Origin of the sequence: Campylobacter sp. CFSAN093229, from assembly GCF_011068225.1 — a bacterium.
In the GTDB taxonomy this organism is placed as follows: domain Bacteria; phylum Campylobacterota; class Campylobacteria; order Campylobacterales; family Campylobacteraceae; genus Campylobacter_D; species Campylobacter_D jejuni.
Genome location: NZ_JAAMXB010000005.1, coordinates 178,140 through 203,726 on the forward strand (window position 1 = coordinate 178,140; position 25,587 = coordinate 203,726).

Below are 25,587 nucleotides of genomic sequence, written 5' to 3' on the forward strand. Positions count from 1 at the left end.
TGCACTCCTATTTAATATATTTCCAAAAAGTATATTGTGCATAAAGCTTTGCTATGATAAAACCTCTTTTGCCTTCTAAAAAACCTAATTTTACAAAATAAAGTTTAAAAAAAGTCCAATAAGGATTTATTAAAGCTTTAAGAAGGTTATTTTTTTTAGGATTTAGACTTGAGTATTTGTTTTGTTTATCTATAAATTGCTCGATATTTTCATAAGCATAATGTAAAAAATGATGTTTTAATTTCCCTATTTTTTCTTGACAGATTATGCTTTCGTGAACTTCTCTTTCATTAAATTTGGCATATTTTTTATGAAATAGTCTTATGTTATAATCAGGATATAGCCCCATTTTTGTTATTGCTTCTCCAAAGAAAAAATTTAATCTTGCTACTTTGTATGCTTTAAATGATGGATTTTTAATTATTTGCAATACTTCCTCTTTTAATTCTTCGGTAAAAACTTCATCACTATCTAAAACAAATATCCAGTCATTATTTGCTTTTTCAACTCCAAATTGTTTTTGCTTTCCAAAACCAAGCCAATCTTGATGGAAAATTTTCACGTTTTTAAAAGTTTTTGCTATTATTAAACTATCATCTGTGCTTCCGCTATCTATTAAAATAATTTCATTGGCAAAATTAACACTTTGCAATACTTCTTGAAGATGTTTTTGGCTATTAAAAGTTAGTATTACTATTGAAATATTCATGAGTATATTCCTTGATTATAACTTGCAAAGCGTCTATGGAAAAAAAAGTATTCCCAAGGTCTTTTTTTAATCATTTCTTCGCAACTTTGTGCTTGATAAAGTGTCAGTTCTTCTAAACTTGCATTTTGAGAATCTTTTGCTTTAAAAAACTCTATGCAAAATTTACCACCTTCTTTATAGCCATAAACAGGGATGATCAAAGCATTGCTTCTTTGTGCGATAAGGCTTGCTCCCATTTGATAATTCACTTCTTTGTTAAAAAATTTTAATCTTACGCTTTCGTTTTCTGCGCAGTCTTGATCAGTTAAAATTCCCAAAGCTCGCCCTTTTTTTAGGGCACTTAGCATTTGTCTTATACCGCCTTTTTTGTCAATAAGCTCTATGTCAAATTGAGTACGACTTTGGCTTAAAATTTCATACATAATTTCACTTTTTAACTTTTTTCCCACTATGGAAATCGCACCATATTTAGCCGCATAAGCAAGGCTTAAAATTTCCCAGTTTCCATAGTGTGCAGTTGTGAAGATAATAGGACGCTTTAAAGCTAGAGCGTCTATAAGAAAATTTTCATTGATAAAATTCACTTTATTGAGAATTTTTTCTTTGGTGGTGTTTTGATTTTGCAAACAATCAATTCCAAATTGAGCAAAATTTTCATAAATTTTCAAAGATAGTTTATCGCGTTCTTTTTGAGTGTATTGAGGGAAGCAGATTTGCAAATTTATATCGATGATCTTGCGATGTTTTTTGTTAAGATAAAAAGTGATTCTTGCTACAATCAAAGCTAAAAAATGCAAGATACACTCAGGCATAAAAGTAACAAAAAATTTCAAAATATAATAAAGACTAAGATATATTCTATCACTATTTTTCATTAAGTAAGCCTTTGGCAAGTTTGAAGATATCTTCTTCTTCTATACGCGTGATACAAAAATCACTTTTATCGATATGCTTGGTATTTTGGATTTTTTTACCTGCATCAATGATTTTATTGATATGAGTTTGAAAAGCATTGCGGTAGCTTGGTGTTGCACCAAAAATCGTAATAGATGCCTTATTTAAAGCAAAAGCTAAATGTGTTGGGCCGCTATCATTTCCTATGATAAGATTCATCATTTTTGTAAAAGCCATTAGCTCTTCAAGGCTGAATTTTGGTGCTAATTCTATATGTGTTTCATCAATACCACTAAGATTTAAAACCTCTTTGGCAAATTCGTATTCTTTTACATTTCCCCAAGCGAGCCAAATTTTTGCTTGTTGAAATTCATTGATTAAAAGTTTGCAAAGTATAGCAAGTTTGGTTTTAGGATAGATTTTATTTTCTACACTTGAACCCACGTGTATGAGTATGTTTTTTTCGTTTTTGTCGAGCTTGAGTTTATTGTTTAAGAGTTGTTTTAAATTTTCATCTACGCTAAAAATATCTTGTTTAAAGGCTAAATTTTTGACATTAAAATCAGTATTTAACATAAAGGAGGTAAGACTTAAGTATCTTACAAATACATTTTCATTGTAATCTAACTCAAGTTTTTGGTTGTAGAAATTATGAGCAAAACTTTCTTTAAGACTATTTTTATCAAAACCAAAATTATTTCTACTTAAAATTCGACTTACAATAGCAGATTTTATAAGCCCTTGTAGATCTATTACTGCATTATAGTTGTTTTTTCTTGCTTTAAGAAGAATTTTTAGGCTTTTTAAAATTTTTTTGTCTTTTAAGGGCAGGGCATAGAGTTTGTCTATTAAAGGATGGTTTTTAAGTATACCTTCAAATTTTTCATCTACAAACCAATGAATTTCTATATCTTTTTTAAAATTTTTGATAAATTGCAAAACCACGGCACTTTGGATAATATCACCAAGTGCTGACAAACGAACAATTGCTATTTTCATTAAAAGCCTAATATTTTAAAATTTTTGCTATGATTTTAGCGAAATTATTTAAAAAAAGGTTAAAAAATGGCAAAAAATGAAGGTTATATTTGTGTTTTTGATTGTGAGAGTGTGCCAGATGTTGAGCTTATCCGCAAAACTTTAGGTTTTGAAGGAAGTGATTTGGAGGTAAGTTTAAAAGCACTTCAGTGGCAAAAAGAACAAAGCGGGAGTGAGTTTTTGCCTTTGCCTTATCATAAAATCATCAGTATTTGTGCGGTTTTAAGTGATAATTTTGGAAAATTTATCAAAGTAAATAAAATTGATGGGCAAAATGAAAAAGAAATGATTGAGAATTTTTTCAATTTTATAGAAAATTATGAGCCAAAATTAGTCAGCTTTAATGGTAAAAATTTCGATATGCCTGTTCTTGTTTTAAGGGCTTTAAAATACAATTTAAAAGCAGCAACTTATTTAGATACTCAAAGCGATAAATGGAATAATTATAAAACAAGATTTTCAGAATTAAAACATTGCGATTTATTAGAATCCTTAGGATCTAATGGGCGTGGAATAAAGCTTGATACACTTTGTTCTATGATGGGTTTGCCAGGAAAATATGATGTGCATGGCGATGAGGTGATGAAACTTTTTTATGAAAATGAAATTGAAAAAATCCACGAATATTGCGAAAGTGATGTTTTAAATACCTATATGCTTTTTTTAAAATATGAACTTATTAAAGGTAATGTTAGTGAAGAAGATTACATTGATTTTCTTTCTTATATGAGAGATTTTTTGCGTGAAAAAAAATCAGATCGTTCTTATACAGAAGTTTTTGCAAAAGCTTGTGAGAGTGAAATTTCAAAAGTTCAATCTTAAGTATTTAAGAAAATATATTAAAATTTATTTTTGACATTTTTAGAAAAAAGGAATGATGATGAAAATTCTTATTAGCGGTGGTGCAGGTTATATAGGTTCTCATACTTTAAGACAATTTTTAAAAACAGATCATGAAATTTGTGTTTTAGATAATCTTTCTAAGGGTTCTAAAATCGCAATAGAAGATTTGCAAAAAATAAGATCTTTTAAATTTTTTGAACAAGATTTAAGTGATTTTCAAGGCGTAAAAGCATTGTTTGAGAGAGAAAAATTTGACGCTATTGTGCATTTTGCAGCAAGCATTGAAGTTTTTGAAAGTATGCAAAACCCTTTAAAATATTATATGAACAACACTGTTAATACGACAAATCTCATCGAAACTTGTTTGCAAACTGGAGTGAATAAATTTATATTTTCTTCAACGGCAGCCACTTATGGCGAACCACAAACTCCCGTTGTGAGCGAAACAAGCCCTTTAGCACCTATTAATCCTTATGGGCGTAGTAAGCTTATGAGCGAAGAGGTTTTGCGTGATGCAAGTATGGCAAATCCTGAATTTAAGCATTGCATTTTAAGATATTTTAATGTTGCAGGCGCTTGTATGGATTATACTTTAGGACAACGCTATCCAAAAGCGACTTTGCTTATAAAAGTTGCAGCTGAATGTGCTGCAGGAAAACGTGATAAACTTTTCATATTTGGCGATGATTATGATACAAAAGATGGTACTTGTATAAGAGATTTTATCCATGTAGATGATATTTCAAGTGCGCATTTAGCGGCTTTGGATTATTTAAAAGAGAATGAAAGCAATGTTTTTAATGTAGGTTATGGACATGGTTTTAGCGTAAAAGAAGTGATTGAAGCGATGAAAAAAGTTAGCGGAGTGGATTTTAAAGTAGAACTTGCCCCACGCCGTGCGGGTGATCCTAGTGTATTGATTTCTGATGCAAGTAAAATCAGAAATCTTACTTCTTGGCAGCCTAAATATGATGATTTAGAGCTTATTTGTAAATCTGCTTTTGATTGGGAAAAACAGTGCTAAAAAAACTTTTTTTTATTTTAAGCAAGGAAGATAAAAATTTTTTATTTTTCTTGCTTGTTTTTTCAGTATTTGTTTCTTTTATAGAAACTTTTGCGATTTCTTTGGTAATGCCTTTTATCACTTTGGCTAGTGATTTTTCTTATTTTGATCGTAATAAATATTTAATCAGCCTAAAAGAATATCTTAATATCCCTGTTTTTGAAATCATTGTTTATTTTGGAGTGGGGCTTATTGTTTTTTATGTATTTAGAGCTTTGTTAAATGCGTATTATTTTCATCTTTTGGCAAGATTTTCTAAAGGACGTTATCATGCGATCGCTTATAAGGTTTTTTCTAAATTTTTAAATATTAATTATGAAAAATTTACTCAAAAAAATCAATCTGAAATTTTAAAGTCCATTACAGGGGAAGTTTATAATCTAAGCACTATGATTTCATCATTTTTACTTTTGATGAGTGAAATTTTTGTAGTGCTTTTGCTTTATGCTTTAATGCTTTTGATTAATTATAAAATCACTTTATTTTTAAGTATTTTTATGGTGTTAAATGCCTTTATTTTAGTGAAAATTTTAAGCCCTATCATTAAAAAAGCAGGACTAAGACGCGAAGAAGCGATGAAAAATTTCTTCGAAATTTTAAATACAAATTTAAATAATTTTAAATTTATCAAGCTTAAAACTAAAGAAGATGGAGTATTAAGTCTTTTTAAAGCACAAAGTGAAGCTTTTTCTAAAGCAAATATTACCAATGAAAGCGTAGCTGCGGTGCCTAGAATTTATCTTGAAGGAATAGGTTTTTGTGTGCTTGTTTTTATCGTGGTATTTTTGGTTTTGAAAAATGAAAGTGATATTTCAGGTATTTTATCCACGATTTCTATTTTTGTTTTAGCGCTTTATCGCTTAATGCCAAGCGCAAATCGTATTATCACAAGTTATCATGATTTGCTTTATTATCATTCTTCTTTGAATATTATTTATCAAAATTTAAGACAAGAAGAAGAAAATTTGGGCGAGGGAAAATTAAGTTTTAATCAAGAGCTTAAAATTTGCAATCTTAGCTTTGGTTATGAGGGAAAAAAATATTTATTTAAAAATCTTAATTTAAACATTAAAAAAGGTGAAAAAATCGCTTTTATAGGGGAGAGTGGTTGTGGAAAAAGCACCTTAGTAGATCTTATCATAGGACTTTTAAAACCAAAAGAAGGGCAAATTTTACTTGATAAGCAAGAATTAAATGCAAGTAATGCAAAAAATTATCGCCAAAAAATAGGCTATATCCCACAAAATATCTATCTTTTTAATGACAGTATAGCTAAAAATATCACTTTTGGAGACGCGGTTGATGAAGACAAACTTAGCAAGGTTATCAAACAAGCAAATTTAGAGCATTTTATAAAAAATTTACCTCAAGGAGTGCAAACAAAAGTGGGCGATGGAGGGAGTAATTTAAGCGGGGGACAAAAACAACGCATAGCTATAGCAAGAGCTTTATATTTAGAGCCTGAAATTTTAGTGCTTGATGAAGCAACTTCTGCGCTTGATACTCAAAGTGAAGCAAAAATCATGGATGAAATTTATAAAATTTCTAAAGATAAAACCATGATTATTATCGCACATCGCCTTTCTACGATAACGCAATGTGATAAGGTTTATCATTTAGAACATGGTAAGCTTAAAGAGGAGAAATGATGAAAATAAGCTTTATTATCGCAACTTTAAATTCAGGAGGCGCTGAGCGTGTTTTAGTAACCTTAGCTAATGCGCTTTGCAAAGAGCATGAAGTAAGTATTATTAAATTTCATGCAGGAGAATCTTTTTATAAGCTTGAAAATGAAGTTAAAGTTACAAGTTTAGAACAATTTAGATTTGACACGCTTTATCATAAAATCGCAAGTCGTTTTAAGAAATTTTTTGCCTTAAGAAAGGCTTTGAAAGAAAGTAAGGCTGATGTTTTTATTTCTTTTTTGGATACAACTAATATTGCTTGTATTATTGCGAAAATAGGACTTAAAACTCCACTCATTATAAGTGAGCATAGCAATGAAGCGTATTTAAAACCTAAAACTTGGCGTTTTTTAAGAAGGGTAAGCTATCCTTTTTGTGATGCTTTAAGTGTGCTTGGAAGCAGTGATAAGGTGTATTATGAAAGATTTGTAAAAAGGGTTAAGCTTTTATTAAACCCTTGTCATTTTAGCGATGAAATTCCTTTTGATTCTAGTTTTGAAAAAGAAAATTTGGTTCTTTTTATAGGGCGTTTAGATCACAACAAAAACCCTGTAATGTTTTTAAAAGCTATAGCACATTTGGATAAAAATTTGCAAGAAAATTATAAATTTGTTATAGCAGGAGATGGAGAGTTAAGGCAAGAACTTGAATACAAGATAAAATCTTTAGGAATAAAAGTTGATTTTTTAGGACGCGTTGAAAATGTCAAGGCTCTTTATGAAAAAGCAAAAGTGCTTTGCCTTTGTTCTTTTGTAGAGGGTTTGCCAACGGTTTTAATTGAAAGTTTGTATTTTGAGGTTTGTAGAATTTCAAGTTCTTATTATAATGGTGCTAAGGATTTAATCAAAGATAATCATGATGGGCTTTTGGTAGGTTGTGATGATGAAATAGCACTTGCTAAAAAACTTGAACTTGTTTTAAATGATGAAAATTTTAGAAAAGAACTTGTAAATAATGCCAAACAAAGGTGTAAAGACTTTGAAATTTCTCATATCAAAGAAGAATGGCTTAAGCTTATAGCCGAGGTTAAAAATGCCTAAACTTTCTGTTATAGTACCAACTTTTAATCGTCAAGTTTTGTTAGAAAAGGCTATTAAAAGCATACAAAATCAAGATTTTAAAGATTTAGAAATTATTGTAAGCGATGATAATTCTAGTGATGATACTAAAAGTGTGGTGCAAAATTTACAAAAAGATGATGATCGCATTAAGTATTTTTTAAATCAAAATTACAAACAAGGTCCAAATGGCAATAAAAACAATGGCTTAGATCAAGCAAGTGGCGAGTTTGTAACTTTTTTAGATGATGATGATGAGCTTTTATCCGGGGCTTTAAGTACCTTGATGCAAAAAGCAAATGAGGGTCATGCTCATGTTTTTGGAAATTGTTTGATAGAAAAAGAAGGAAATTTAAGCAAGGAATTTAGCGGCAAGGGCTTGGAAAAAGATAGTGAAATTTCTAAAAAAGATTTTTTAATGGCTAAATTTAGCGGAGAGTTTTTTTCTGTTTTTAAAAAATCTCTACTTGAAAACAAGCGTTTTAATGAAGAATTTTATGGCAATGAAGCCACGCTTTGGGTAAATTTATACAAGGAAAAAAGTTTTTATATCCATAAGGCTTTTAGGATTTATAGGATTTTTAGGCAAGATAGCGTGACTTTAGGGGCGAGTAAAAATGCTCATAGGGTGTATTTGGGATATTTAGAGCTTGCTAAAATTTTAGAAAATGAACTTAGAATGAGTAAGGATAAAGATTATAAAAAAACTTGTGCGAGTTATTATAAAATGGCAGCTTATTATGCAAAACTTGCAAAAAATTATAAAGCTCTTTATAAGTGTTTGTTTAAAAGCCTGAGTATAAAAATCAACGCTCCTGCTTTGATATTACTCATTTTAAGTATAATTCCAAATAATATGATTGAAAAATTATCAAAAATTCGGGTGGCTTTATGCAAAAATTAGGCATTTTTATTTATTCTTTAGGAAGTGGTGGTGCTGAAAGAGTTGTGGCGACTTTATTGCCTATTTTAAGTTTGAAATTTGAAGTGCATTTGATCTTGATGAATGATAAAATTTCTTATGAAATTCCAGAGTGTCAAATTCATTTTTTAGAATGTTCAAAACCTAGTGAAAATCCTATTTTGAAATTTTTAAAACTACCTTTTTTGGCTTTAAAATATAAAAAACTTTGCAGAAATTTAGGCATTGATACAGAATTTGTTTTTTTAAATCGTCCTAATTATATAGCTTTAATGGCAAAAGTGTTTGGGAATAAAACCCGTCTTGTGATCAATGAATGCACTACACCAAGCGTAATGTATGTGAAAAATAATTTTAATTCTTTAGCAAATAAATTTTTGATTTCTTTACTTTATCCTAAGGCAGACTTAATTTTACCTAATTCTAAGGGAAATTTAGAAGATTTAGTAGAAAATTTTAATATAAATCCAAAAAAATGTGAAATTTTATACAATGCTATCGATTTAGAAAACATAGAGCAAAAAGCTCTTGAAGATATAGCTTTAAAAGATAAATTTATTTTAAGTGTAGGCAGGCTTGATAAAGGTAAAAATCATGCCTTATTAATTCGTGCTTATGCGAGATTAAAAACAGATTTAAAGCTTGTGATTTTGGGTGAAGGTGTGCTTAAAGATGAGCTTTTAGCTTTGATTAAAGAGTTAAATTTAGAAGAAAAGGTTTTGCTTTTAGGATTTGATAATAATCCTTATAAATACATGGCTAAATGTGAATTTTTTGCTTTTGCTTCTGTGTTTGAAGGTTTTTCAAATGTTTTAATTGAAAGCTTAGCTTGTTCTTGTGCGGTGGTTTGTACTGATCATAAAAGTGGCGCACGTGAGCTTTTTGGTGATGATGAATTTGGACTTTTAGTAGAAGTGGATAATGAAAATTCTATGTTTCAGGGTTTAAAGACTATGCTTGAAGATGATAAATTAAGAAAAGCGTATAAAAACAAAGCTAAAACTAGGGCTAAAGCCTTTGATAAAATAAAAATTGCACGCGATGCTTTAAAATATTTATTAGGATAAAAGATGTTGAAAAAAGAGTATTTAAAAAAACCTTATTTAGTTTTGTTTGCGATGATTATATTGGCTTATGTTTTTAGTGTATTTTGCAGGTTTTATTGGGTCTGGTGGGCAAGCGAGTTTAATGAGTATTTTTTCAATAATCAATTGATGATCATTTCAAATGATGGCTATGCCTTTGCTGAGGGTGCAAGAGATATGATAGCAGGTTTTCATCAGATTAATGATTTAAGTTATTATGGATCTTCTTTATCCACGCTTACTTATTGGCTTTATAAAATCACGCCTTTTTCTTTCGAAAGCATTATTTTATATATGAGTACTTTTTTATCTTCTTTGGTGGTGATTCCTATTATTTTACTTGCCAATGAATACAAGCGTCCTTTAATGGGCTTTGTAGCTGCTCTTTTAGCAAGTATAGCAAACAGTTATTATAATCGCACTATGAGTGGGTATTATGATACAGATATGTTGGTGATTGTTTTACCTATGTTTATTTTATTTTTTATGGTAAGAATGATTTTAAAAAAAGACTTTTTTTCATTGATTGCTTTACCATTATTTATAGGAATTTATCTTTGGTGGTATCCTTCAAGCTATACTTTAAATGTAGCTTTAATTGGACTTTTTTTAATTTATACACTTATTTTTCATAGAAAAGAAAAGATTTTTTATATAGCTGTGATTTTGTCTTCTCTTACTCTTTCAAATATAACATGGTTTTATCAAAGTGCTATTGTGGTAATACTTTTTGCTTTATTTGCCTTAGAGCAAAAACGCTTAAATTTTATGATTATAGGAATTTTGGGTATTGCAACTTTAGTGTTTTTGATTTTAAGTGGTGGGGTTGATCCTATACTTTATCAGCTTAAATTTTATATTTTTAGAAGTGATGAGAGTGTGAATTTAACACAAGGTTTTATGTATTTTAATGTTAATCAAACCATACAAGAAGTTGAAAATGTAGATCTTAGTGAATTTATGCGAAGAATTAGTGGTAGTGAAATTGTATTCTTGTTTTCTTTGTTTGGTTTTGTGTGGCTTTTGAAAAAACATAAAAGTATGATTATAGCTTTACCTATATTAGTGCTTGGATTTTTAGCTTTAAAAGGAGGACTTAGATTTACTATCTATGCTGTGCCTGTAATGGCTTTAGGATTTGGTTTTTTATTGGGTGAGTTTAAAGCTATAATGATTAAAAAATATAGTCGATTGATTTCAAATGTTTTTATTGTTTTTGCAATCATTTTAACCTTGGCTCCAGTACTTGTTCATATTTATAATTATAAAGCCCCAACTGTTTTTTCTCAAAATGAAGCATCATTATTAAATCAATTAAAAAATATAGCCAATAGAGAAGATTATGTGGTAACTTGGTGGGATTATGGTTATCCTGTGCGTTATTATAGCGATGTGAAAACTTTAGTAGATGGTGGAAAGCATTTAGGCAAGGATAATTTTTTCCCTTCTTTTGCTTTAAGTAAAGATGAACAAGCTGCAGCTAATATGGCAAGGCTTAGTGTAGAATATACAGAAAAAAGCTTTTATGCTCCGCAAAATGATATTTTAAAAACAGACATTTTACAAGCTATGATGAAAGATTATAATCAAAGCAATGTGGATTTGTTTCTAGCTTCATTATCAAAACCTGATTTTAAAATCGATACACCAAAAACTCGTGATATTTATCTTTATATGCCCGCTAGAATGTCTTTGATTTTTTCTACGGTGGCTAGTTTTTCTTTTATTAATTTAGATACAGGAGTTTTGGATAAACCTTTTACCTTTAGCACAGCTTATCCACTTGATGTTAAAAATGGAGAAATTTATCTTAGCAACGGAGTGGTTTTAAGCGATGATTTTAGAAGTTTTAAAATAGGTGATAATGTGGTTTCTGTAAATAGTATCGTAGAGATTAATTCTATTAAACAAGGTGAATACAAAATCACTCCAATTGATGATAAGGCTCAGTTTTATATTTTTTATTTAAAGGATAGTGCTATTCCTTATGCACAATTTATTTTAATGGATAAAACCATGTTTAATAGTGCTTATGTGCAAATGTTTTTTTTAGGAAATTATGATAAGAAATTATTTGACTTGGTGATTAATTCTAGAGATGCTAAGGTTTTTAAACTTAAAATTTAAGGGTTGAAAATGAGAATAGGATTTTTATCACATGCAGGAGCAAGTATTTATCATTTTAGAATGCCTATTATAAAAGCATTAAAAGATAGAAAAGATGAAGTTTTTGTTATAGTGCCGCAAGATGAATACACGCAAAAACTTAGAGATCTTGGCTTGAAAGTAATTGTTTATGAGCTTTCAAGAGCTAGTTTAAATCCTTTTGTGGTTTTAAAGAATTTTTTTTATCTTGCTAAGGTTTTGAAAAATTTAAATCTTGATCTTATTCAAAGTGCGGCACACAAAAGCAATACCTTTGGAATTTTAGCAGCAAAATGGGCAAAAATTCCTTATCGTTTTGCTTTGGTAGAAGGCTTGGGATCTTTTTATATAGATCAAGGTTTTAAGGCAAATTTAGTGCGTTTTGTTATTAATAATCTTTATAAATTAAGTTTTAAATTTGCACACCAATTTATTTTTGTCAATGAAAGTAATGCCGAGTTTATGCGGAATTTAGGACTTAAGGAAAATAAAATTTGTGTGATAAAATCCGTAGGGATCAATTTAAAAAAATTTTTTCCTATTTATGTAGAATCGGAAAAAAAAGAGCTTTTTTGGAAAAATTTAAACATAGATAAAAAACCCATTGTGCTTATGATAGCAAGAGCTTTATGGCATAAAGGTGTAAAAGAATTTTATGAAAGTGCTGCTATGCTAAAAGACAAAGCAAATTTTGTTTTAGTTGGTGGAAGAGATGAAAATCCTTCTTGTGCAAGTTTGGAGTTTTTAAACTCGGGTGTGGTGCATTATTTGGGTGCTAGAAGTGATATAGTCGAGCTTTTACAAAATTGTGATATTTTTGTTTTACCAAGTTATAAGGAAGGCTTTCCTGTAAGTGTTTTGGAGGCAAAAGCTTGTGGTAAGGCTATAGTGGTAAGTGACTGCGAAGGTTGTGTAGAGGCTATTTCTAATGCTTATGATGGACTTTGGGCAAAAACAAAAAATGCTAAGGATTTAAGCGAAAAAATTTCACTTTTATTAGAAGATGAAAAATTAAGATTAAATTTAGCTAAAAATGCCGCCCAAGATGCTTTACAATACGATGAAAATAATATCGCACAGCGTTATTTAAAACTTTATGATAGGGTAATTAAGAATGTATGAAAAAGTTTTTAAAAGAATTTTTGATTTTATTTTAGCTTTAGTGCTTTTAGTGCTTTTTTCTCCGGTGATTTTAATCACTGCTTTGCTTTTAAAAATCACTCAAGGAAGTGTGATTTTTATTCAAAATCGCCCTGGGTTAGATGAAAAAATTTTTAAAATTTATAAATTTAAAACCATGAGCGATGAAAGAGATGAGAAGGGTGAGTTATTAAGCGATGAACTTCGCTTAAAAGCTTTTGGAAAAATTGTTAGAAGCTTAAGTTTGGATGAGCTTTTGCAACTTTTTAATGTCTTAAAAGGGGATATGAGTTTTGTGGGGCCTAGACCTCTTTTGGTTGAGTATTTACCCCTTTACAATGAAGAGCAAAAATTGCGTCATAAAGTGCGTCCAGGTATAACAGGATGGGCGCAGGTAAATGGCAGAAATGCTATTTCTTGGCAGAAAAAATTCGAACTTGATGTGTATTATGTGAAAAATATTTCTTTTTTGCTTGATTTAAAAATCATGTTTTTAACGGCTTTAAAGGTTTTAAAACGAAGTGGGGTAAGCAAAGAAGGCCATGTTACAACAGAGAAATTTAATGGCAAGAACTGAAAAAATTTATATTTATGGTGCTAGTGGTCATGGGCTTGTTTGTGAAGATGTGGCTAAAAATATGGGTTATAAAGAATGTATTTTTTTAGATGATTTTAAAGGAATGAAATTTGAAAGCACCTTGCCTAAGTATGATTTTTTTATAGCCATAGGAAACAATGAAATTCGAAAAAAGATTTATCAAAAAATTTCAGAAAATGGCTTTAAAATCGTTAATCTTATTCATAAAAGCGCGCTTATAAGTCCTAGTGCAAGTGTGGAAGAAAATGCAGGAATTTTAATCATGCCTTATGTAGTAGTTAATGCTAAAGCCAAAATAGAAAAAGGCGTGATTTTAAATACTTCAAGTGTGATTGAACATGAATGCATGATAGGGGAATTTTCTCATGTGAGTGTGGGGGCTAAATGTGCAGGTAATGTAAAAATCGGTAAAAATTGTTTTTTAGGGATTAATTCTTGTGTTTTGCCTAATTTAAGCTTAGCAGATGATAGTATTTTGGGTGGTGGAGCAACTTTGGTTAAAAGTCAAGATGAAAAAGGTGTTTTTGTGGGAGTGCCTGCAAAAAGAAAAATATGAAATGATTATAAAAAGATTTTTGTTTGATTCTTTGTAAATTTTTTTAGGTAAAATAGAGTCAATTTATAAAAATTTTGTTTTATACAAAGGATAAATCATGAGATTTTTTCTTTCTCCTCCGCATATGGGCGGCAATGAATTAAAATACATAGAAGAAGTTTTCAAAAGTAATTATATAGCACCTTTGGGTGAATTTGTAAATCGCTTTGAACAAAGTGTAAAAGATTATAGCAAAAGTGAAAATGCCTTAGCTTTAAATTCAGCTACAGCGGCTTTGCATTTAGCTTTAAGGGTGGCGGGGGTAAAACAAGATGATATTGTTTTGGCTTCTTCTTTTACTTTTATCGCTTCAGTAGCACCTATTTGTTATCTTAAAGCAAAACCTGTATTTATAGATTGTGATGAAACTTATAATATCGATGTAGATTTGTTAAAGCTTGCTATTAAAGAATGTGAAAAAAAACCAAAAGCATTGATTTTAACTCATCTTTATGGTAATGCTGCAAAAATGGATGAAATTGTTGAAATTTGCAAAGAAAATGACATTGTTTTAATCGAAGATGCTGCCGAAGCTTTAGGAAGTTTTTATAAGAATAAAGCTTTAGGAACTTTTGGAGAATTTGGAGCTTATTCTTATAATGGTAATAAAATCATCACCACTTCAGGTGGAGGTATGCTTATAGGAAAAAATAAAGAAAAGATTGAAAAGGCAAGATTTTACAGCACTCAAGCAAGGGAAAATTGTTTGCATTATGAACATTTAGATTATGGTTATAATTACCGTTTAAGCAATGTTTTAGGAGCTATTGGTGTAGCACAAATGGAGGTTTTAGAGCAAAGAGTGCTTAAAAAAAGAGAAATTTATGAGTGGTATAAAGAATTTTTAGGAGAGCATTTTAGCTTTTTAGATGAGTTAGAAAATTCAAGAAGTAATCGTTGGTTAAGTACAGCTTTGATTGATTTTGATAAAAATGAACTTAATGCTTGTCAAAAAGATATAAATATCAGTCAAAAAAATATTACTTTACATCCAAAAATTTCAAAACTCATAGAAGATTTGAAAAATGAACAAATAGAAACAAGACCATTATGGAAAGCTATGCACACTCAAGAAGTATTTAAAGGAGCTAAGGCTTATCTTAATGGCAATAGTGAGTTATTTTTCCAAAAAGGAATTTGTTTGCCAAGTGGTACGGCGATGAGTAAAGATGATGTTTATGAAATTTCAAAACTGATCTTAAAGAGCATAAAGGCTTAAAATGATTTTTTATAAAAGCAAAAGATTAGCATTTTTTTTAACTTCAGATATTGTTTTAATTTTACTTAGTGTTTATCTGGCTTTTTCTTTGAGATTTAGTGGAGATATTCCGAGTATTTTTTATCATGGTATGATGGTTTCTGCTATTATTTTGCTTATTTTAAAACTTTCATTTTTGTTTATTTTTAGAATTTATAAAGTAGCTTGGAGATTTTTTTCTCTCAATGAAGCAAGAAAAATTTTTATTGCTTTGTTTTTAGCTGAGTTTTGTTTTTTTCTTATTTTTTATTTTTTTAGTGATTTTTTTAATCCTTTTCCAAGAAGTGCTATTGTGATAGATTTTGTTCTTTCTTATATGTTTATAGGTACTTTAAGAATTAGCAAAAGAATGCTTGTGGATTTTAAACCTTCTAGAATGAAAGAAGAAGAAACTCCTTGTATTGTAGTAGGGGCAACTTCTAAGGCATTGCATTTGTTAAAAGGTGCAAAAGAAGGTTCTTTGGGACTTTTTCCTGTGAGTGTGGTTGATGCGAGAAAAGAGCTTATAGGGACTTATTGTGATAAATTTGTTGTAGAAGAAAAAGAAAAAATAAAATCTTATGTAGAACAAGGGGTAAAAACTGCCATTATTGCTTTAAGACTTGAACAAGAAGAGCTTAAAAAACTTTTTGAAGAACTTGTAGCTTATGGTATTTGCGATGTAAAAATATTTTCTTTTACAAGAAACGAAGCAAGAGATATTAGTATAGAAGACTTGCTTGCTAGAAAACCAAAAGATTTAGACGATAGTGCTGTGGCAGCTTTTTTAAAAGACAAGGTAGTTTTGGTAAGTGGGGCAGGTGGAACTATAGGCAGTGAACTTTGTAAACAATGTATTAAATTTGGCGCTAAGCATCTTATTATGGTTGATCATAGTGAGTATAATCTTTATAAGATCAATGATGATTTAAATTTATATAAAGAAAAAATTACTCCTATTTTACTGAGTATTTTAGATAAGCAAAGTTTAGATGAGGTATTAAAAACTTATAAACCTGAGCTTATTTTACATGCAGCCGCCTATAAACATGTGCCTCTTTGTGAACAAAATCCACATTCAGCAGTAATTAATAATATTTTAGGAACTAAAATTTTATGTGACAGTGCTAAAGAAAATAAAGTAGCTAAATTTGTGATGATAAGTACAGATAAAGCAGTGCGACCAACAAATATTATGGGTTGCACTAAGAGAGTTTGCGAGCTTTATACTTTAAGTATGAGTGATGAAAATTTTGAAGTTGCTTGTGTGCGTTTTGGTAATGTTTTAGGTTCTAGTGGTAGTGTGATACCGAAATTTAAAGCACAAATTGCCAATAATGAGCCTTTAACTTTAACACATCCTGATATAGTGCGTTATTTTATGCTTGTGGCTGAGGCAGTGCAACTTGTTTTACAAGCTGGAGCTATCGCAAAAGGGGGAGAACTTTTTGTTTTGGATATGGGTAAGCCTGTGAAAATCATAGATTTAGCTAAAAAAATGCTTTTGCTTTCTAATCGCAATGATTTAGAAATTAAAATCACAGGCTTAAGAAAAGGTGAGAAGCTTTATGAAGAGCTTTTAATTGATGAAAATGATGCTAAAACGCAATATGAGAGTATTTTTGTAGCAAAGAATGAGAAGGTTGATCTTGATTGGCTTAATAAAGAGATAGAAAATTTACAAATATGTGAAGATATTTCAGAGGCTTTATTAAAGATTGTACCTGAATTTAAACACAATAAAGAAGGTGTATAATGTATATAAAAGATATACAAAGATTTGAAGATAATCGCTATCGTGCTAGAGCTTATATGAGTTATATTTTAACAAGAAATTTGCCTAATAAACTTCCTGATATTCACCTTGAAACGATTAAAATAGCTTTGGATAAAATAGCTCATGAAGTTGTTGTTTTTGATGCTTTGTATATTTTAGATATTTCAGGCATGCAAATAGAAAATGCGATTTCCTTAAATAAGGCTCATGAAATAGGACAGGGTGAGGATAGAAGTACTCGTTCTTATTTTTATAGAGCTGTAAAATTAAGACGATGTGTTTTGAGCGATCCTTATCCTTCAGTTTTAAACAACGAACTTTGCGTGACAGCTTCTATGCCAATTTACGATGATAAAAATAACTTACTTTTTGTTGTTTGTATTGATATCAAGCTTGAAGATATTTTAAAGATTATTCAAGCAGGAAAATTTGAGTTTGTTTTTACTCAATTTAGTCGTTTGGTATATTTTTGTTTCGCACTAGTTTTATTTGTGATTACTTGTTTTTTATTTCAAAAAGGTTTTTTTAGTCTTTTTGATAATCAAGCTATAGGTATAGAACATATGTTTGAAAGTACTATTGCTATAACTTTAGCTTTGGCCATTTTTGATTTGGCAAAAACTTTGATCGAACAAGAAGTATTAGGAAGGACAAAAAAAGAAGAAGGTGGAATTCAAAAAACTATGGTGAGATTTTTAGGTTCTATTATCATTGCTTTAGCTATAGAAGCTTTGATGTTGGTATTTAAACTTGCTATTGGTGATCTTTCTCAGATGATTTATGCGATTTATCTTATCGGTGGAGTGAGCTTACTTCTTTTGGGTTTAAGTGTATATTTATTTACGGTTAAGTATAAAAATAATAATATTTGAGTAAAAATTTAAGTAAAAGATGATATAATGCTGTTTTTTAAAATTTTTTAGCTTGATTAATAAGGCTAAAAAGGGTAAAATAAAACTATAAAAACTTTGAAAGGACGAAATTGTGAAATTGTTAGTTGTTGATGACAGTTCTACTATGAGAAGGATTATTAAAAATACCCTAACAAGACTTGGACACGATGATGTTTTAGAAGCTGAGCATGGCGTTGAAGCTTGGGATTTATTAACTAAAAATGAAGATGTAAAAGTTTTAATTACAGATTGGAATATGCCAGAAATGAATGGCTTGGAGTTGGTAAAAAAAGTAAGAGCAGAGAAAAAATATGAAGATATGCCTATTATCATGGTTACAACTGAGGGCGGAAAAGCTGAAGTGATTACTGCTTTAAAAGCTGGCGTAAATAACTATATTGTAAAACCTTTTACTCCACAAGTTTTAAAGGAAAAACTTGAAGATGTTTTAGGAACAGGAAGTGGAGAAGGTGCAGCTGAGTAAAGGCTGATTTTTAAAATTCTAAATGCAAAAAAAATATTACGAATTGTTCTTTATCGTAGAAGAGCGGTATAAAAATTTATTTCTTGATTTTGCTTTTGATTTAGGTATAGAAGCCATAGAAGAGAAAGATAATGGTGTTTACATTAGATCCCATGAAAGTTTAGAAGAGCTTTCATGGGCACTTGAAATATTTGCTCAAAAACTTACAACTACTTTCAATTTAAACCATAAAATTATTTCTAATTTAAGTCTTGTAGAGAAAGAAAACAAGGACTGGATACAAGAATATAAAAAAGGCATAAAACCTATTTTAGTGGATAATGTTTACATCCATACCACTTGGCAAGAAGAAAAAAAGAATTTTATAAATATAAAGATTAATCCAGCCTTAGCCTTTGGCTCAGGACATCACGAAAGCACATATTCTTGTGTAAAATTTTTACAAAAATTTTCTAAAAGTAAATTAAGAGCTTTAGATCTTGGTTGTGGTAGTGGAATTTTGGGTATTATTATGGCAAAGTTTGGCTGTAATGTTGAAATTTGTGATACTGATGAGTTGGCTATTGATAGTTCTTTGGAAAATGCAAGATTAAATGGTGTCGATTTTCACAAGGCTTGGTGTGGATCTATAGATAAAGCAAATGGTTTATATAATCTAATTGTTGCAAATATCATTGCAGATGTGATTTTAATTTTAGAAAAAGATATTAAAAACCATTTAGAAGATAATGCTATACTTATTTTGTCAGGAATTTTAGATAAATATTCAACAAGAATTAAAGAAAAATTTCAAGATTTGAAACTCATTGATGAAATGCAAATCAATGAGTGGTGTAGTTTTGTATATAAAAATAATAAAAAGGATAAGCAATGAATAATAATACCCCAAATAATAAGGGTAATCCGCAGGGTAATAATTTTTTTAACAAAAATCCCATTTTTATTTTTGCGATTTTTGCAATTGTAATGATAATTATTTTTAAGGGATTTTTTGATGGCAATGGTTCTTTTGGCGGGGCATTGAATGGCAATGAAGTAAATAAAAATGTCCCTTATTCTGAGTTAAAAAAGCTTATTGAAAGTGGACAAATCAATCAAGTTAGCATAGGACAAACAACAATCAAAGCGATTTCAAGCTCTCACAATACTGTTTATACAGCAAAAAAAGTTAATGATCCTGAGCTTGTGAGTTTACTAGATAGTAAAAATATCGCTTATGGTGCGTATTCTGAAACAAATTGGTTTACAGATATACTTTTTTCATGGGTTTTGCCAGTATTTATTTTCTTTGGTATTTGGATGTTTTTGGCAAGTCGTATGCAAAAAAATATGGGAAGTTCTATATTGGGTATAGGAAGTTCTAAGAAGCTTGTAAATTCAGAAAAACCTAAAGTAAAATTTAGCGATGTAGCTGGTGTTGAAGAAGCTAAAGAAGAAGTAAAAGAAATTGTAGATTTTTTAAAGTATCCTGAAAGATATATTAAATTGGGAGCTAAAATTCCAAAAGGGCTTTTACTTGTTGGGCCTCCAGGTACAGGAAAAACTTTGCTTGCAAAAGCAGTTGCAGGTGAAGCTGATGTGCCGTTTTTTAGTGTTTCAGGTTCTTCTTTTATAGAAATGTTTGTGGGTGTAGGTGCTTCTCGTGTGAGAGATTTGTTTGAAAATGCAAAAAAAGAAGCTCCCGCTATTGTTTTTATAGATGAAATAGATGCTATTGGTAAAAGTCGTGCAGCAAGTGGCATGATGGGTGGAAACGATGAAAGAGAACAAACTTTAAATCAGCTTTTGGCTGAAATGGATGGCTTTGGGACAGAAAGTTCCCCAGTTATTGTTTTAGCAGCAACAAATCGCCCAGAAGTTTTAGATGCAGCGCTTTTAAGACCAGGAAGGTTTGATAGACAAGTTTTAGTTGATAAACCTGATTTTAAAGGTAGGTGTGATATTTTAAAAGTGCACATGAAAGATGTCAAAATTTCCCCAAAAGTTAAGGTAGAAGACATAGCACGCTTAACCGCAGGGCTTGCAGGAGCTGATCTTGCAAATATTATTAATGAAGCGGCACTTTTAGCAGGTAGGGATTCTAAAAAATATGTAGAACAAAATAATTTAGTTGAAGCTGTTGAAAGAGCTATAGCAGGACTTGAGAAGAAATCACGTCGTATTAATGAAAAAGAAAAGAAAATTGTTACTTATCATGAATGCGGTCATGCTTTAATCGCTGAAACTACCAAAGGTGCAAAACGTGTAAGTAAGGTTTCTGTGATTCCGCGTGGTCTTGCGGCTTTAGGTTATACTTTAAATACTCCTGAGGAAAATAAATTTTTAATGCAAAAACATGAACTTATCGCTGAAGTAGATGTACTTTTGGGTGGTCGTGCAGCTGAAGAAGTGTTTATAGGTGAAATTTCAACGGGTGCAAGTAATGATTTAGAAAGAGCAACCGATATCATAAAAGCTATGATTTCTATGTATGGTATGAGTGAAATTGCAGGACTTATGGTGCTTGAAAAACAAAGAAATACTTTCTTAAGTGGTGGACAAACCATAAAAGATTATTCTGAAAAGATGGCAGAATCTTTAGATGATTATGTAAAGAAAACCTTAGATGAACGCTATAAAGATGTTAAAGATACTTTAAATACTTATAAAGGAGCGATTGAGACTATGGTTGCAGCCCTTTATGAAGAAGAAACTATTGAAGGTACTAAAGTGCGCGAGATTATTAAAGAGTTTGAGGATCAAAATAGTCTACCAAGTCGTTTACAAGAACTTGAAGAAGTTAAAACTGAAGTTAAAGTAGAAGAATGAAAGATTTTATTGCAAAAGATGGATATTTAAGTCTTATTATTTTAAGCTTGATTTTTATTTTTGTGTGGATTTTTTATTCTTTTTCCATCTTGCTATTAACATTAATTGTAATTTGTATTTTTCTTTTTAGAGTGCCTAAAAGAGAACTTGTTTGTAGTGATGAAAAAGCTATTTTTGCACCTATAGATGGTAGGGTTACTAAAATAGAAAATATTCATCATAAAGATTTGGGTGAATGTGTTGAAATTACTATTAAAAATGCTCTTTATGATGCTGGAAATTTTAATACACCTTTTGCAATGTCTATAACAGATATTCGTTTACGACATGGCCTTTTTTTGTGCAGTGAATTAAAATCTGCAAAAATGATGAATCAAAGAGTTTTTATTTTGGCAAAAGTTAAAGAGAATAAAACGATAGCTTTGCGAATCTATGCAGGTTCTTTTGATAGAAAATTAAAGCTCGATAATATTTCTCATGATTTAAAAGCAGGAGATAGAATGGGTTTTTTAATTAATGGCTCTATAAGTTTACTTTTACCAAAAGATACTAGAATTCATATAGGCTTAAATGATGAAATTAAAGCAGGTTCATTGTTAGGCTATTTTGCGTAAGGAAAAATAATGAATAACAGACCGCAATTAATTTATATTTTACCCAATCTTTTTACAGCTGCTTCAGCTTTTTTAGGGGTTATTTCTATTATAGCTTCAATACATGGAAATTATTATACAGCTTTGATTTATATTATTTTATCTTTGATTTGCGATGGGCTTGATGGCCGTGTTGCAAGACTTACAAATTCCACTTCAAAATTTGGAGTAGAATTTGATTCTTTAGCTGATCTAGTAGCTTTTGGAGTTGCTCCAGCGGTTCTTTTTTATATGGCTATAGGTTATGATTTTGGAAAACTTGGATCTTTGATTACAGCTTTTTTTGTGGTTTTTGGAGCTATTCGTTTGGCGAGATTTAATGTTACCACGGGTACTTATGAACCTTCTGTTTTTATAGGTCTTCCTATACCTACTGCAGCAGTTGTGAGTGCTATATGGACTTATGCGTTTATCAGTTATGATTTTTTAAAGCCTTATGGCGTAGTTTTTTTGGTGCTTCAAGCAATTTTAGGGCTTTTAATGGTAAGTAATATACGCTATCCTAGCTTTAAAAAGCTTGATTTTAATCGTTCTAGTGTTTTAAAAGTTTTGATTATTTTAATTATAATATTTTCATTTTTATATCTTTACCCCCTTGAAAGTTTAGTAATTTTAGCAAGCTTGTATGTGCTTTATGGAATTATTCGGGTTTTATATACCATTATTGTTTCAAAATTTAAAATAAAAAATCAAGAGTAAAATTTTTCAATAACTTCGCATTCTTCTTGAGTGAAGCCAGCTTTGATTCTTGCTTGAATGTTAAGTTTTTTTCCTGCAAGAGAGAATTGTTTAAACGTTTTGCAAAGCTCGATAAAATCACACTTATTTTGATTTGAAAATTTCCACCAAGTATCTCCTTTTTTAACGTGTTTTATTTCATCATTAAGTATAATTTCAAGATATTCCATTAAAAGATTTTTAATGGAATGATTGGAACTCTCAAGTTTTTGAACAACAAAGGGGTTGGCATCAAGTCCTTTAGCTTCTAAACCTCTATGAACCACTCCCATTCTAAAGCTTAAAGAGTCTTTTGTAGCTTCTAGAGCAGATTCTAAATTATCATGCACTGGAAAATCTCCATATTTGTAACCAAGTTCTTCAAGTGCTGAATTTAAAAGTTTGAAATGTTTAATTTCCTCATCTGCTACCTCCAGCCAATCATAATAAAATTGCAAAGGTAGATTTTTAAAACGATAACTTGCATCTAAAGCTAGGTTAATTGCATTAAATTCTATATGAGCGACTGAATGAATTATTTTAGCAAGTGCATGAGTTGAATTGACAAATTTAGGTCTTCTTATACGTGTAGGATGAAGTAAGGTAATTTGTTGCGATGTATTTTTTTTGAAAATGCTTTGATGCTCGTGATTAAAAATAAATTTGTGGCTTTTAAAGTTTTCATAAAAATTTTGAAAAGAGTGAAATTTTATAGTTGTATTTTTTTCATATAAAATATTTTGAAGTTCTTGAAAAAATTCTTTTTGCATTTAAAACTTTCTTGAAAATTATAAAAATTTATCATTTAAAATTGAAATTTTAATTATATAATATAAAAATTATTTTACAAGGGTAGATCATGAAAGAATTAAATGAAGAAGAAAAAAAAGTAATTTTAAATAAAGGAACAGAAGCTCCTTTTAGTGGGAAATATAATGATTTTTATGAAAAAGGAATCTATCAATGCAAGCAATGTGGAGCTTCGCTTTATAAATCCGAAGATAAATTTAAATCAGGTTGTGGATGGCCTAGCTTTGATGATGAAATAAGAGGGGCTATTAAAAGAATTCCTGATAAAGATGGGATTAGAACCGAGATTGTATGTGCAAACTGCAATGGACATTTAGGTCATGTTTTTGAAGGAGAAGGATTTTCTGCTAAAAATGTAAGACATTGTGTAAATTCTATTTCTTTGGAATTTGTAAAAGCTAAGGATTTATAGTGTTTTCTAGTATGGGTTCTGAGCTTTATTTGATGTTCTTTGCTGCAATTACTTTACTTGCCATATTAAATCCTTTTGGTAATTTAACTCAATTTTTGGCTATGAGTGATGGATTGCCTTTAATGCTTCGAAAAAAACTTTTTAGAACTATTCTCTATACAGCTTTTACTATAGTTTTGGTATTTTTACTATCAGGATCTTTATTTATGAACTATATTTTTAGAGTTTCATTAGATGATTTAAGGGTTTCTGGTGGCTTAGTCCTTATTATAATGGCTATTAAAAATTTACTTTTTTCAACAAAAATTGCAACTAAGGATTTTAGTTCTTATCAGGATATGGATGATAAGGAAATTTTAAGACAGAGTTTAATACCTATGGCATTTCCTATGCTTGTTGGGCCTGGAACTTTAGCTAGTATTATCGTTATAGCCGAAGATGGTGGGCTTGATGTTGCTCTTGGCGGAGTAATGATAGCTTTTATTTTTATGTTTATACTTTTTCATTTTGCAGCTACTATAGAAAAAATAGTTGGAAAATTGATTTTACATGTTTTTTCTCGTATAGCACAAGTATTTATTGCTGCTATGGGGTTTAAGATGATTATTGTAGGTTTAAAAGATATATTTAACTTATAAATTAATATAATTTTAAGTAAATAATACTATATAAATATGATATAATTTTAAAATAATTTATTATTAAAAAGGTGAGTTTTATGTTTGGTGCTAAGAAAAACAATACTGAAATAATTGAACAACTTGAAAAAAAGTGTAATGGTTTAGGAGATATTTTAAGATCTATTGGGAATACCATGGCGGTAATTGAATTTACCACCGATGGCGTTATTTTAGAGGCAAATCAAAATTTTTTAATAACTATGAAATACTCCCTTTCAGAGATCAAGGGCAAGCATCATAGTATGTTTTGTTTGTCTGAAGTTGTTAATTCTTCAGCATATAGTGATTTTTGGAAAGATTTAAGAGATGGAAAAGCTAGAACTGGTCTTTTTAGACGTATAGCTAAGGGAGGGATAGATGTTTATTTAGAAGCAAATTATCTTCCAATTAGTGATAATAATGGTCATGTTTATAAAATTATTAAATTTGCCAATGATATAACTCAAAGACATTATGAAATGCTTGATCTTAGAAATACTATTGCTGCTGCTAATCGTTCTATGGCTATTATTGAATTTAAACCTGATGGGACTATTATTACGGCTAATGAAAATTTTTTAAGAACTATGGATTTTAATATTGATGAGATTAAAGGAAAGCATCATAGTATGTTCTGTGATTCTAATTATAGACACTCTAAGGACTATGTTCAATTTTGGGAAGATTTAAGAGAGGGTAAATTTCAATCAGGTAAATATATAAGATACGGAAGAAATAATAAAAAAGTATACCTTGAAGCAAGTTATAATCCGGTTAAAAATGATGATGGAAAAATTTACAAGGTTATTAAATTTGCTACAGATATAAGCGAACAAGTTAAAAAAGATCAAGAAAAACTTCGCCTCATAAGCGAACTTGCAGAAAAAAATGATAATCTTACTCAAGATGGAGATCGTGTAATTGAAAACACTGTTTCAAATGTTCAGAATATTGCTGATATGATGTCTCAAAGTTCAAATCTTGTTTCCTCATTAAATCAACAATCAGATGAAATTAAATCTATTATTCAGACTATTAGTGATATTGCTGATCAGACTAATCTGCTTGCTTTAAATGCTGCTATTGAGGCAGCACGTGCTGGTGAACATGGTAGAGGTTTTGCTGTTGTTGCTGATGAAGTAAGAAATTTAGCTGAAAGAACAGGGCATTCAGTTAATGAAATTACCACTACGATTAATTCTATTCGTAATGTTACATCACAAGTGGTTGAGAGTATTAAAAGCGGTTTAGAGGATGTTAATCAGAGTGTTGAACTTGCAAAAGAAGCAAGAGAATGTATGGAGAAAATTCGTGAAAGCTCTGCTGAAGTTGCTAAAGCAATGTCATAAGCGTGATTTTCAC

Annotated in this window: 25 protein-coding genes; 21 read left to right on the forward strand and 4 right to left on the reverse strand. The window is 30.0% G+C overall.

The features are described from left to right. Window positions 1-7 precede the first annotated feature (7 nt). From FBE93_RS02950 to waaC, 3 genes are read right to left on the reverse strand one after another with little or no spacing between them, the layout of a single operon-like run. Window positions 8-709: a glycosyltransferase family 2 protein gene (locus FBE93_RS02950; protein ID WP_002932655.1), complete on the reverse strand. Its 702-nt coding sequence runs from the start codon at window positions 707-709 to the stop codon at window positions 8-10. After that, complete coding sequence (htrB, locus tag FBE93_RS02955) at window positions 706-1,584, reverse strand: lipid A biosynthesis lauroyl acyltransferase HtrB (protein WP_002932656.1); 879 nt, start codon at window positions 1,582-1,584, stop codon at window positions 706-708. Before htrB ends, FBE93_RS02950 begins: the two co-directional genes overlap by 4 nt. Further along, window positions 1,574-2,602 (reverse strand): lipopolysaccharide heptosyltransferase I, encoded by a 1,029-nt coding sequence (gene waaC, locus FBE93_RS02960; RefSeq protein WP_002932658.1) that lies wholly within the window; start codon window positions 2,600-2,602, stop codon window positions 1,574-1,576. The genes htrB and waaC overlap by 11 nt, the downstream gene beginning before the upstream one ends. A gap of 66 nt (window positions 2,603-2,668) precedes the next feature. Here waaC and FBE93_RS02965 point away from each other — a divergent pair, with 66 nt between their 5' ends. The 18 genes from FBE93_RS02965 (at window position 2,669) to pssA (ending at window position 22,326) form a co-directional block, all read left to right on the forward strand. After that, window positions 2,669-3,463: a 3'-5' exonuclease gene (locus FBE93_RS02965; RefSeq protein ID WP_002932659.1), complete on the forward strand. Its 795-nt coding sequence runs from the start codon at window positions 2,669-2,671 to the stop codon at window positions 3,461-3,463. A 58-nt stretch (window positions 3,464-3,521) separates the two neighbouring features. Next, complete coding sequence (gene galE, locus FBE93_RS02970; protein ID WP_002891881.1) at window positions 3,522-4,508, forward strand: UDP-glucose 4-epimerase GalE; 987 nt, start codon at window positions 3,522-3,524, stop codon at window positions 4,506-4,508. Next, a complete protein-coding gene (pglK, locus tag FBE93_RS02975; protein ID WP_059110942.1) occupies window positions 4,502-6,196 on the forward strand; it encodes an ABC-type lipopolysaccharide transporter PglK in 1,695 nt (564 codons plus the stop codon). The genes galE and pglK overlap by 7 nt, the downstream gene beginning before the upstream one ends. Next, entirely contained in the window at window positions 6,193-7,272 is a 1,080-nt protein-coding gene (gene pglH / locus FBE93_RS02980) for a GalNAc-alpha-(1->4)-GalNAc-alpha-(1->3)-diNAcBac-PP-undecaprenol alpha-1,4-N-acetyl-D-galactosaminyltransferase (protein WP_165434167.1), read from the forward strand. Before pglK ends, pglH begins: the two co-directional genes overlap by 4 nt. After that, a complete protein-coding gene (gene pglI / locus FBE93_RS02985) occupies window positions 7,265-8,194 on the forward strand; it encodes a GalNAc(5)-diNAcBac-PP-undecaprenol beta-1,3-glucosyltransferase (protein ID WP_002932672.1) in 930 nt (309 codons plus the stop codon). Before pglH ends, pglI begins: the two co-directional genes overlap by 8 nt. Further along, window positions 8,182-9,279 carry an N-acetylgalactosamine-N,N'-diacetylbacillosaminyl-diphospho-undecaprenol 4-alpha-N-acetylgalactosaminyltransferase gene (pglJ, locus tag FBE93_RS02990; RefSeq protein WP_002932675.1) on the forward strand — a complete coding sequence of 366 codons (1,098 nt, stop codon included), beginning with the start codon at window positions 8,182-8,184 and terminating at the stop codon, window positions 9,277-9,279. The genes pglI and pglJ overlap by 13 nt, the downstream gene beginning before the upstream one ends. Window positions 9,280-9,282: 3 nt before the next feature. Then, on the forward strand, window positions 9,283-11,424 hold the full coding sequence (pglB, locus tag FBE93_RS02995) for an undecaprenyl-diphosphooligosaccharide--protein glycotransferase (RefSeq protein ID WP_002932677.1): 2,142 nt from the start codon (window positions 9,283-9,285) through the stop codon (window positions 11,422-11,424). A gap of 9 nt (window positions 11,425-11,433) precedes the next feature. After that, complete coding sequence (pglA, locus tag FBE93_RS03000) at window positions 11,434-12,564, forward strand: N,N'-diacetylbacillosaminyl-diphospho-undecaprenol alpha-1,3-N-acetylgalactosaminyltransferase (protein WP_002880710.1); 1,131 nt, start codon at window positions 11,434-11,436, stop codon at window positions 12,562-12,564. After that, window positions 12,557-13,159, forward strand: coding sequence for an undecaprenyl phosphate N,N'-diacetylbacillosamine 1-phosphate transferase (gene pglC / locus FBE93_RS03005; RefSeq protein WP_002932689.1), 603 nt, complete (start codon window positions 12,557-12,559; stop codon window positions 13,157-13,159). Before pglA ends, pglC begins: the two co-directional genes overlap by 8 nt. Then, on the forward strand, window positions 13,146-13,736 hold the full coding sequence (gene pglD, locus FBE93_RS03010) for a UDP-N-acetylbacillosamine N-acetyltransferase (RefSeq protein WP_032598731.1): 591 nt from the start codon (window positions 13,146-13,148) through the stop codon (window positions 13,734-13,736). The genes pglC and pglD overlap by 14 nt, the downstream gene beginning before the upstream one ends. A 97-nt stretch (window positions 13,737-13,833) precedes the next feature. Further along, a complete protein-coding gene (gene pglE, locus FBE93_RS03015; protein WP_052785356.1) occupies window positions 13,834-14,994 on the forward strand; it encodes a UDP-N-acetylbacillosamine transaminase in 1,161 nt (386 codons plus the stop codon). A 1-nt stretch (window position 14,995) separates the two neighbouring features. Then, entirely contained in the window at window positions 14,996-16,768 is a 1,773-nt protein-coding gene (gene pglF, locus FBE93_RS03020; protein WP_002932693.1) for a UDP-N-acetylglucosamine 4,6-dehydratase (configuration-retaining), read from the forward strand. Next, entirely contained in the window at window positions 16,768-17,661 is an 894-nt protein-coding gene (locus tag FBE93_RS03025) for a PDC sensor domain-containing protein (RefSeq protein ID WP_002932694.1), read from the forward strand. Before pglF ends, FBE93_RS03025 begins: the two co-directional genes overlap by 1 nt. A gap of 112 nt (window positions 17,662-17,773) precedes the next feature. Then, on the forward strand, window positions 17,774-18,166 hold the full coding sequence (locus FBE93_RS03030; protein ID WP_002866134.1) for a chemotaxis response regulator CheY: 393 nt from the start codon (window positions 17,774-17,776) through the stop codon (window positions 18,164-18,166). Window positions 18,167-18,188: 22 nt separating this feature from the next. Next, entirely contained in the window at window positions 18,189-19,040 is an 852-nt protein-coding gene (locus FBE93_RS03035; protein ID WP_059110941.1) for a 50S ribosomal protein L11 methyltransferase, read from the forward strand. Then, window positions 19,037-20,974: an ATP-dependent zinc metalloprotease FtsH gene (gene ftsH, locus FBE93_RS03040; protein ID WP_165434168.1), complete on the forward strand. Its 1,938-nt coding sequence runs from the start codon at window positions 19,037-19,039 to the stop codon at window positions 20,972-20,974. The genes FBE93_RS03035 and ftsH overlap by 4 nt, the downstream gene beginning before the upstream one ends. Next, window positions 20,971-21,588, forward strand: coding sequence for a phosphatidylserine decarboxylase (locus FBE93_RS03045; RefSeq protein WP_002870515.1), 618 nt, complete (start codon window positions 20,971-20,973; stop codon window positions 21,586-21,588). Before ftsH ends, FBE93_RS03045 begins: the two co-directional genes overlap by 4 nt. A 9-nt stretch (window positions 21,589-21,597) precedes the next feature. Beyond that, the gene (pssA, locus tag FBE93_RS03050; RefSeq protein ID WP_002932700.1) at window positions 21,598-22,326 is read left to right on the forward strand and encodes a CDP-diacylglycerol--serine O-phosphatidyltransferase; all 729 of its coding nucleotides are present in this window, start codon (window positions 21,598-21,600) and stop codon (window positions 22,324-22,326) included. On the opposite strand, the gene FBE93_RS03055 is transcribed toward pssA, so the two are convergent. Further along, the gene (locus tag FBE93_RS03055; RefSeq protein ID WP_002932704.1) at window positions 22,317-23,114 is read right to left on the reverse strand and encodes a ferritin-like domain-containing protein; all 798 of its coding nucleotides are present in this window, start codon (window positions 23,112-23,114) and stop codon (window positions 22,317-22,319) included. The genes pssA and FBE93_RS03055 overlap by 10 nt on opposite strands. 89 nt (window positions 23,115-23,203) lie before the next feature. On the opposite strand from FBE93_RS03055, the gene FBE93_RS03060 reads away from it, so the two are divergent. The 3 genes from FBE93_RS03060 to cetZ all read left to right on the forward strand — a co-directional run bounded on the left by FBE93_RS03060 (window position 23,204) and on the right by cetZ (window position 25,574). Beyond that, on the forward strand, window positions 23,204-23,566 hold the full coding sequence (locus FBE93_RS03060) for a methionine-R-sulfoxide reductase (protein WP_002932707.1): 363 nt from the start codon (window positions 23,204-23,206) through the stop codon (window positions 23,564-23,566). Window positions 23,567-23,577: 11 nt separating this feature from the next. After that, on the forward strand, window positions 23,578-24,204 hold the full coding sequence (locus FBE93_RS03065) for a MarC family protein (protein WP_072225877.1): 627 nt from the start codon (window positions 23,578-23,580) through the stop codon (window positions 24,202-24,204). An 80-nt stretch (window positions 24,205-24,284) separates the two neighbouring features. Beyond that, window positions 24,285-25,574 carry an energy taxis response protein CetZ gene (cetZ, locus tag FBE93_RS03070; RefSeq protein WP_002932710.1) on the forward strand — a complete coding sequence of 430 codons (1,290 nt, stop codon included), beginning with the start codon at window positions 24,285-24,287 and terminating at the stop codon, window positions 25,572-25,574. Window positions 25,575-25,587 lie beyond the last annotated feature (13 nt).

What these genes read in the sequence shown, in the direction of transcription:
- FBE93_RS02950 (WP_002932655.1), bottom strand. Translation starts at nt 709, where the DNA reads ATGAATATTTCAATAGTAATACTAACTTTTAATAGCCAAAAACATCTT.
- htrB (WP_002932656.1), bottom strand. Translation starts at nt 1,584, where the DNA reads ATGAAAAATAGTGATAGAATATATCTTAGTCTTTATTATATTTTGAAA.
- waaC (WP_002932658.1), bottom strand. Translation starts at nt 2,602, where the DNA reads ATGAAAATAGCAATTGTTCGTTTGTCAGCACTTGGTGATATTATCCAA.
- FBE93_RS02965 (WP_002932659.1), top strand. Translation starts at nt 2,669, where the DNA reads ATGGCAAAAAATGAAGGTTATATTTGTGTTTTTGATTGTGAGAGTGTG.
- galE (WP_002891881.1), top strand. Translation starts at nt 3,522, where the DNA reads ATGAAAATTCTTATTAGCGGTGGTGCAGGTTATATAGGTTCTCATACT.
- pglH (WP_165434167.1), top strand. Translation starts at nt 6,193, where the DNA reads ATGATGAAAATAAGCTTTATTATCGCAACTTTAAATTCAGGAGGCGCT.
- pglI (WP_002932672.1), top strand. Translation starts at nt 7,265, where the DNA reads ATGCCTAAACTTTCTGTTATAGTACCAACTTTTAATCGTCAAGTTTTG.
- pglJ (WP_002932675.1), top strand. Translation starts at nt 8,182, where the DNA reads ATGCAAAAATTAGGCATTTTTATTTATTCTTTAGGAAGTGGTGGTGCT.
- pglB (WP_002932677.1), top strand. Translation starts at nt 9,283, where the DNA reads ATGTTGAAAAAAGAGTATTTAAAAAAACCTTATTTAGTTTTGTTTGCG.
- pglA (WP_002880710.1), top strand. Translation starts at nt 11,434, where the DNA reads ATGAGAATAGGATTTTTATCACATGCAGGAGCAAGTATTTATCATTTT.
- pglC (WP_002932689.1), top strand. Translation starts at nt 12,557, where the DNA reads ATGTATGAAAAAGTTTTTAAAAGAATTTTTGATTTTATTTTAGCTTTA.
- pglD (WP_032598731.1), top strand. Translation starts at nt 13,146, where the DNA reads ATGGCAAGAACTGAAAAAATTTATATTTATGGTGCTAGTGGTCATGGG.
- pglE (WP_052785356.1), top strand. Translation starts at nt 13,834, where the DNA reads ATGAGATTTTTTCTTTCTCCTCCGCATATGGGCGGCAATGAATTAAAA.
- pglF (WP_002932693.1), top strand. Translation starts at nt 14,996, where the DNA reads ATGATTTTTTATAAAAGCAAAAGATTAGCATTTTTTTTAACTTCAGAT.
- FBE93_RS03025 (WP_002932694.1), top strand. Translation starts at nt 16,768, where the DNA reads ATGTATATAAAAGATATACAAAGATTTGAAGATAATCGCTATCGTGCT.
- FBE93_RS03035 (WP_059110941.1), top strand. Translation starts at nt 18,189, where the DNA reads ATGCAAAAAAAATATTACGAATTGTTCTTTATCGTAGAAGAGCGGTAT.
- ftsH (WP_165434168.1), top strand. Translation starts at nt 19,037, where the DNA reads ATGAATAATAATACCCCAAATAATAAGGGTAATCCGCAGGGTAATAAT.
- FBE93_RS03045 (WP_002870515.1), top strand. Translation starts at nt 20,971, where the DNA reads ATGAAAGATTTTATTGCAAAAGATGGATATTTAAGTCTTATTATTTTA.
- pssA (WP_002932700.1), top strand. Translation starts at nt 21,598, where the DNA reads ATGAATAACAGACCGCAATTAATTTATATTTTACCCAATCTTTTTACA.
- FBE93_RS03055 (WP_002932704.1), bottom strand. Translation starts at nt 23,114, where the DNA reads ATGCAAAAAGAATTTTTTCAAGAACTTCAAAATATTTTATATGAAAAA.
- FBE93_RS03060 (WP_002932707.1), top strand. Translation starts at nt 23,204, where the DNA reads ATGAAAGAATTAAATGAAGAAGAAAAAAAAGTAATTTTAAATAAAGGA.
- FBE93_RS03065 (WP_072225877.1), top strand. Translation starts at nt 23,578, where the DNA reads ATGGGTTCTGAGCTTTATTTGATGTTCTTTGCTGCAATTACTTTACTT.
- cetZ (WP_002932710.1), top strand. Translation starts at nt 24,285, where the DNA reads ATGTTTGGTGCTAAGAAAAACAATACTGAAATAATTGAACAACTTGAA.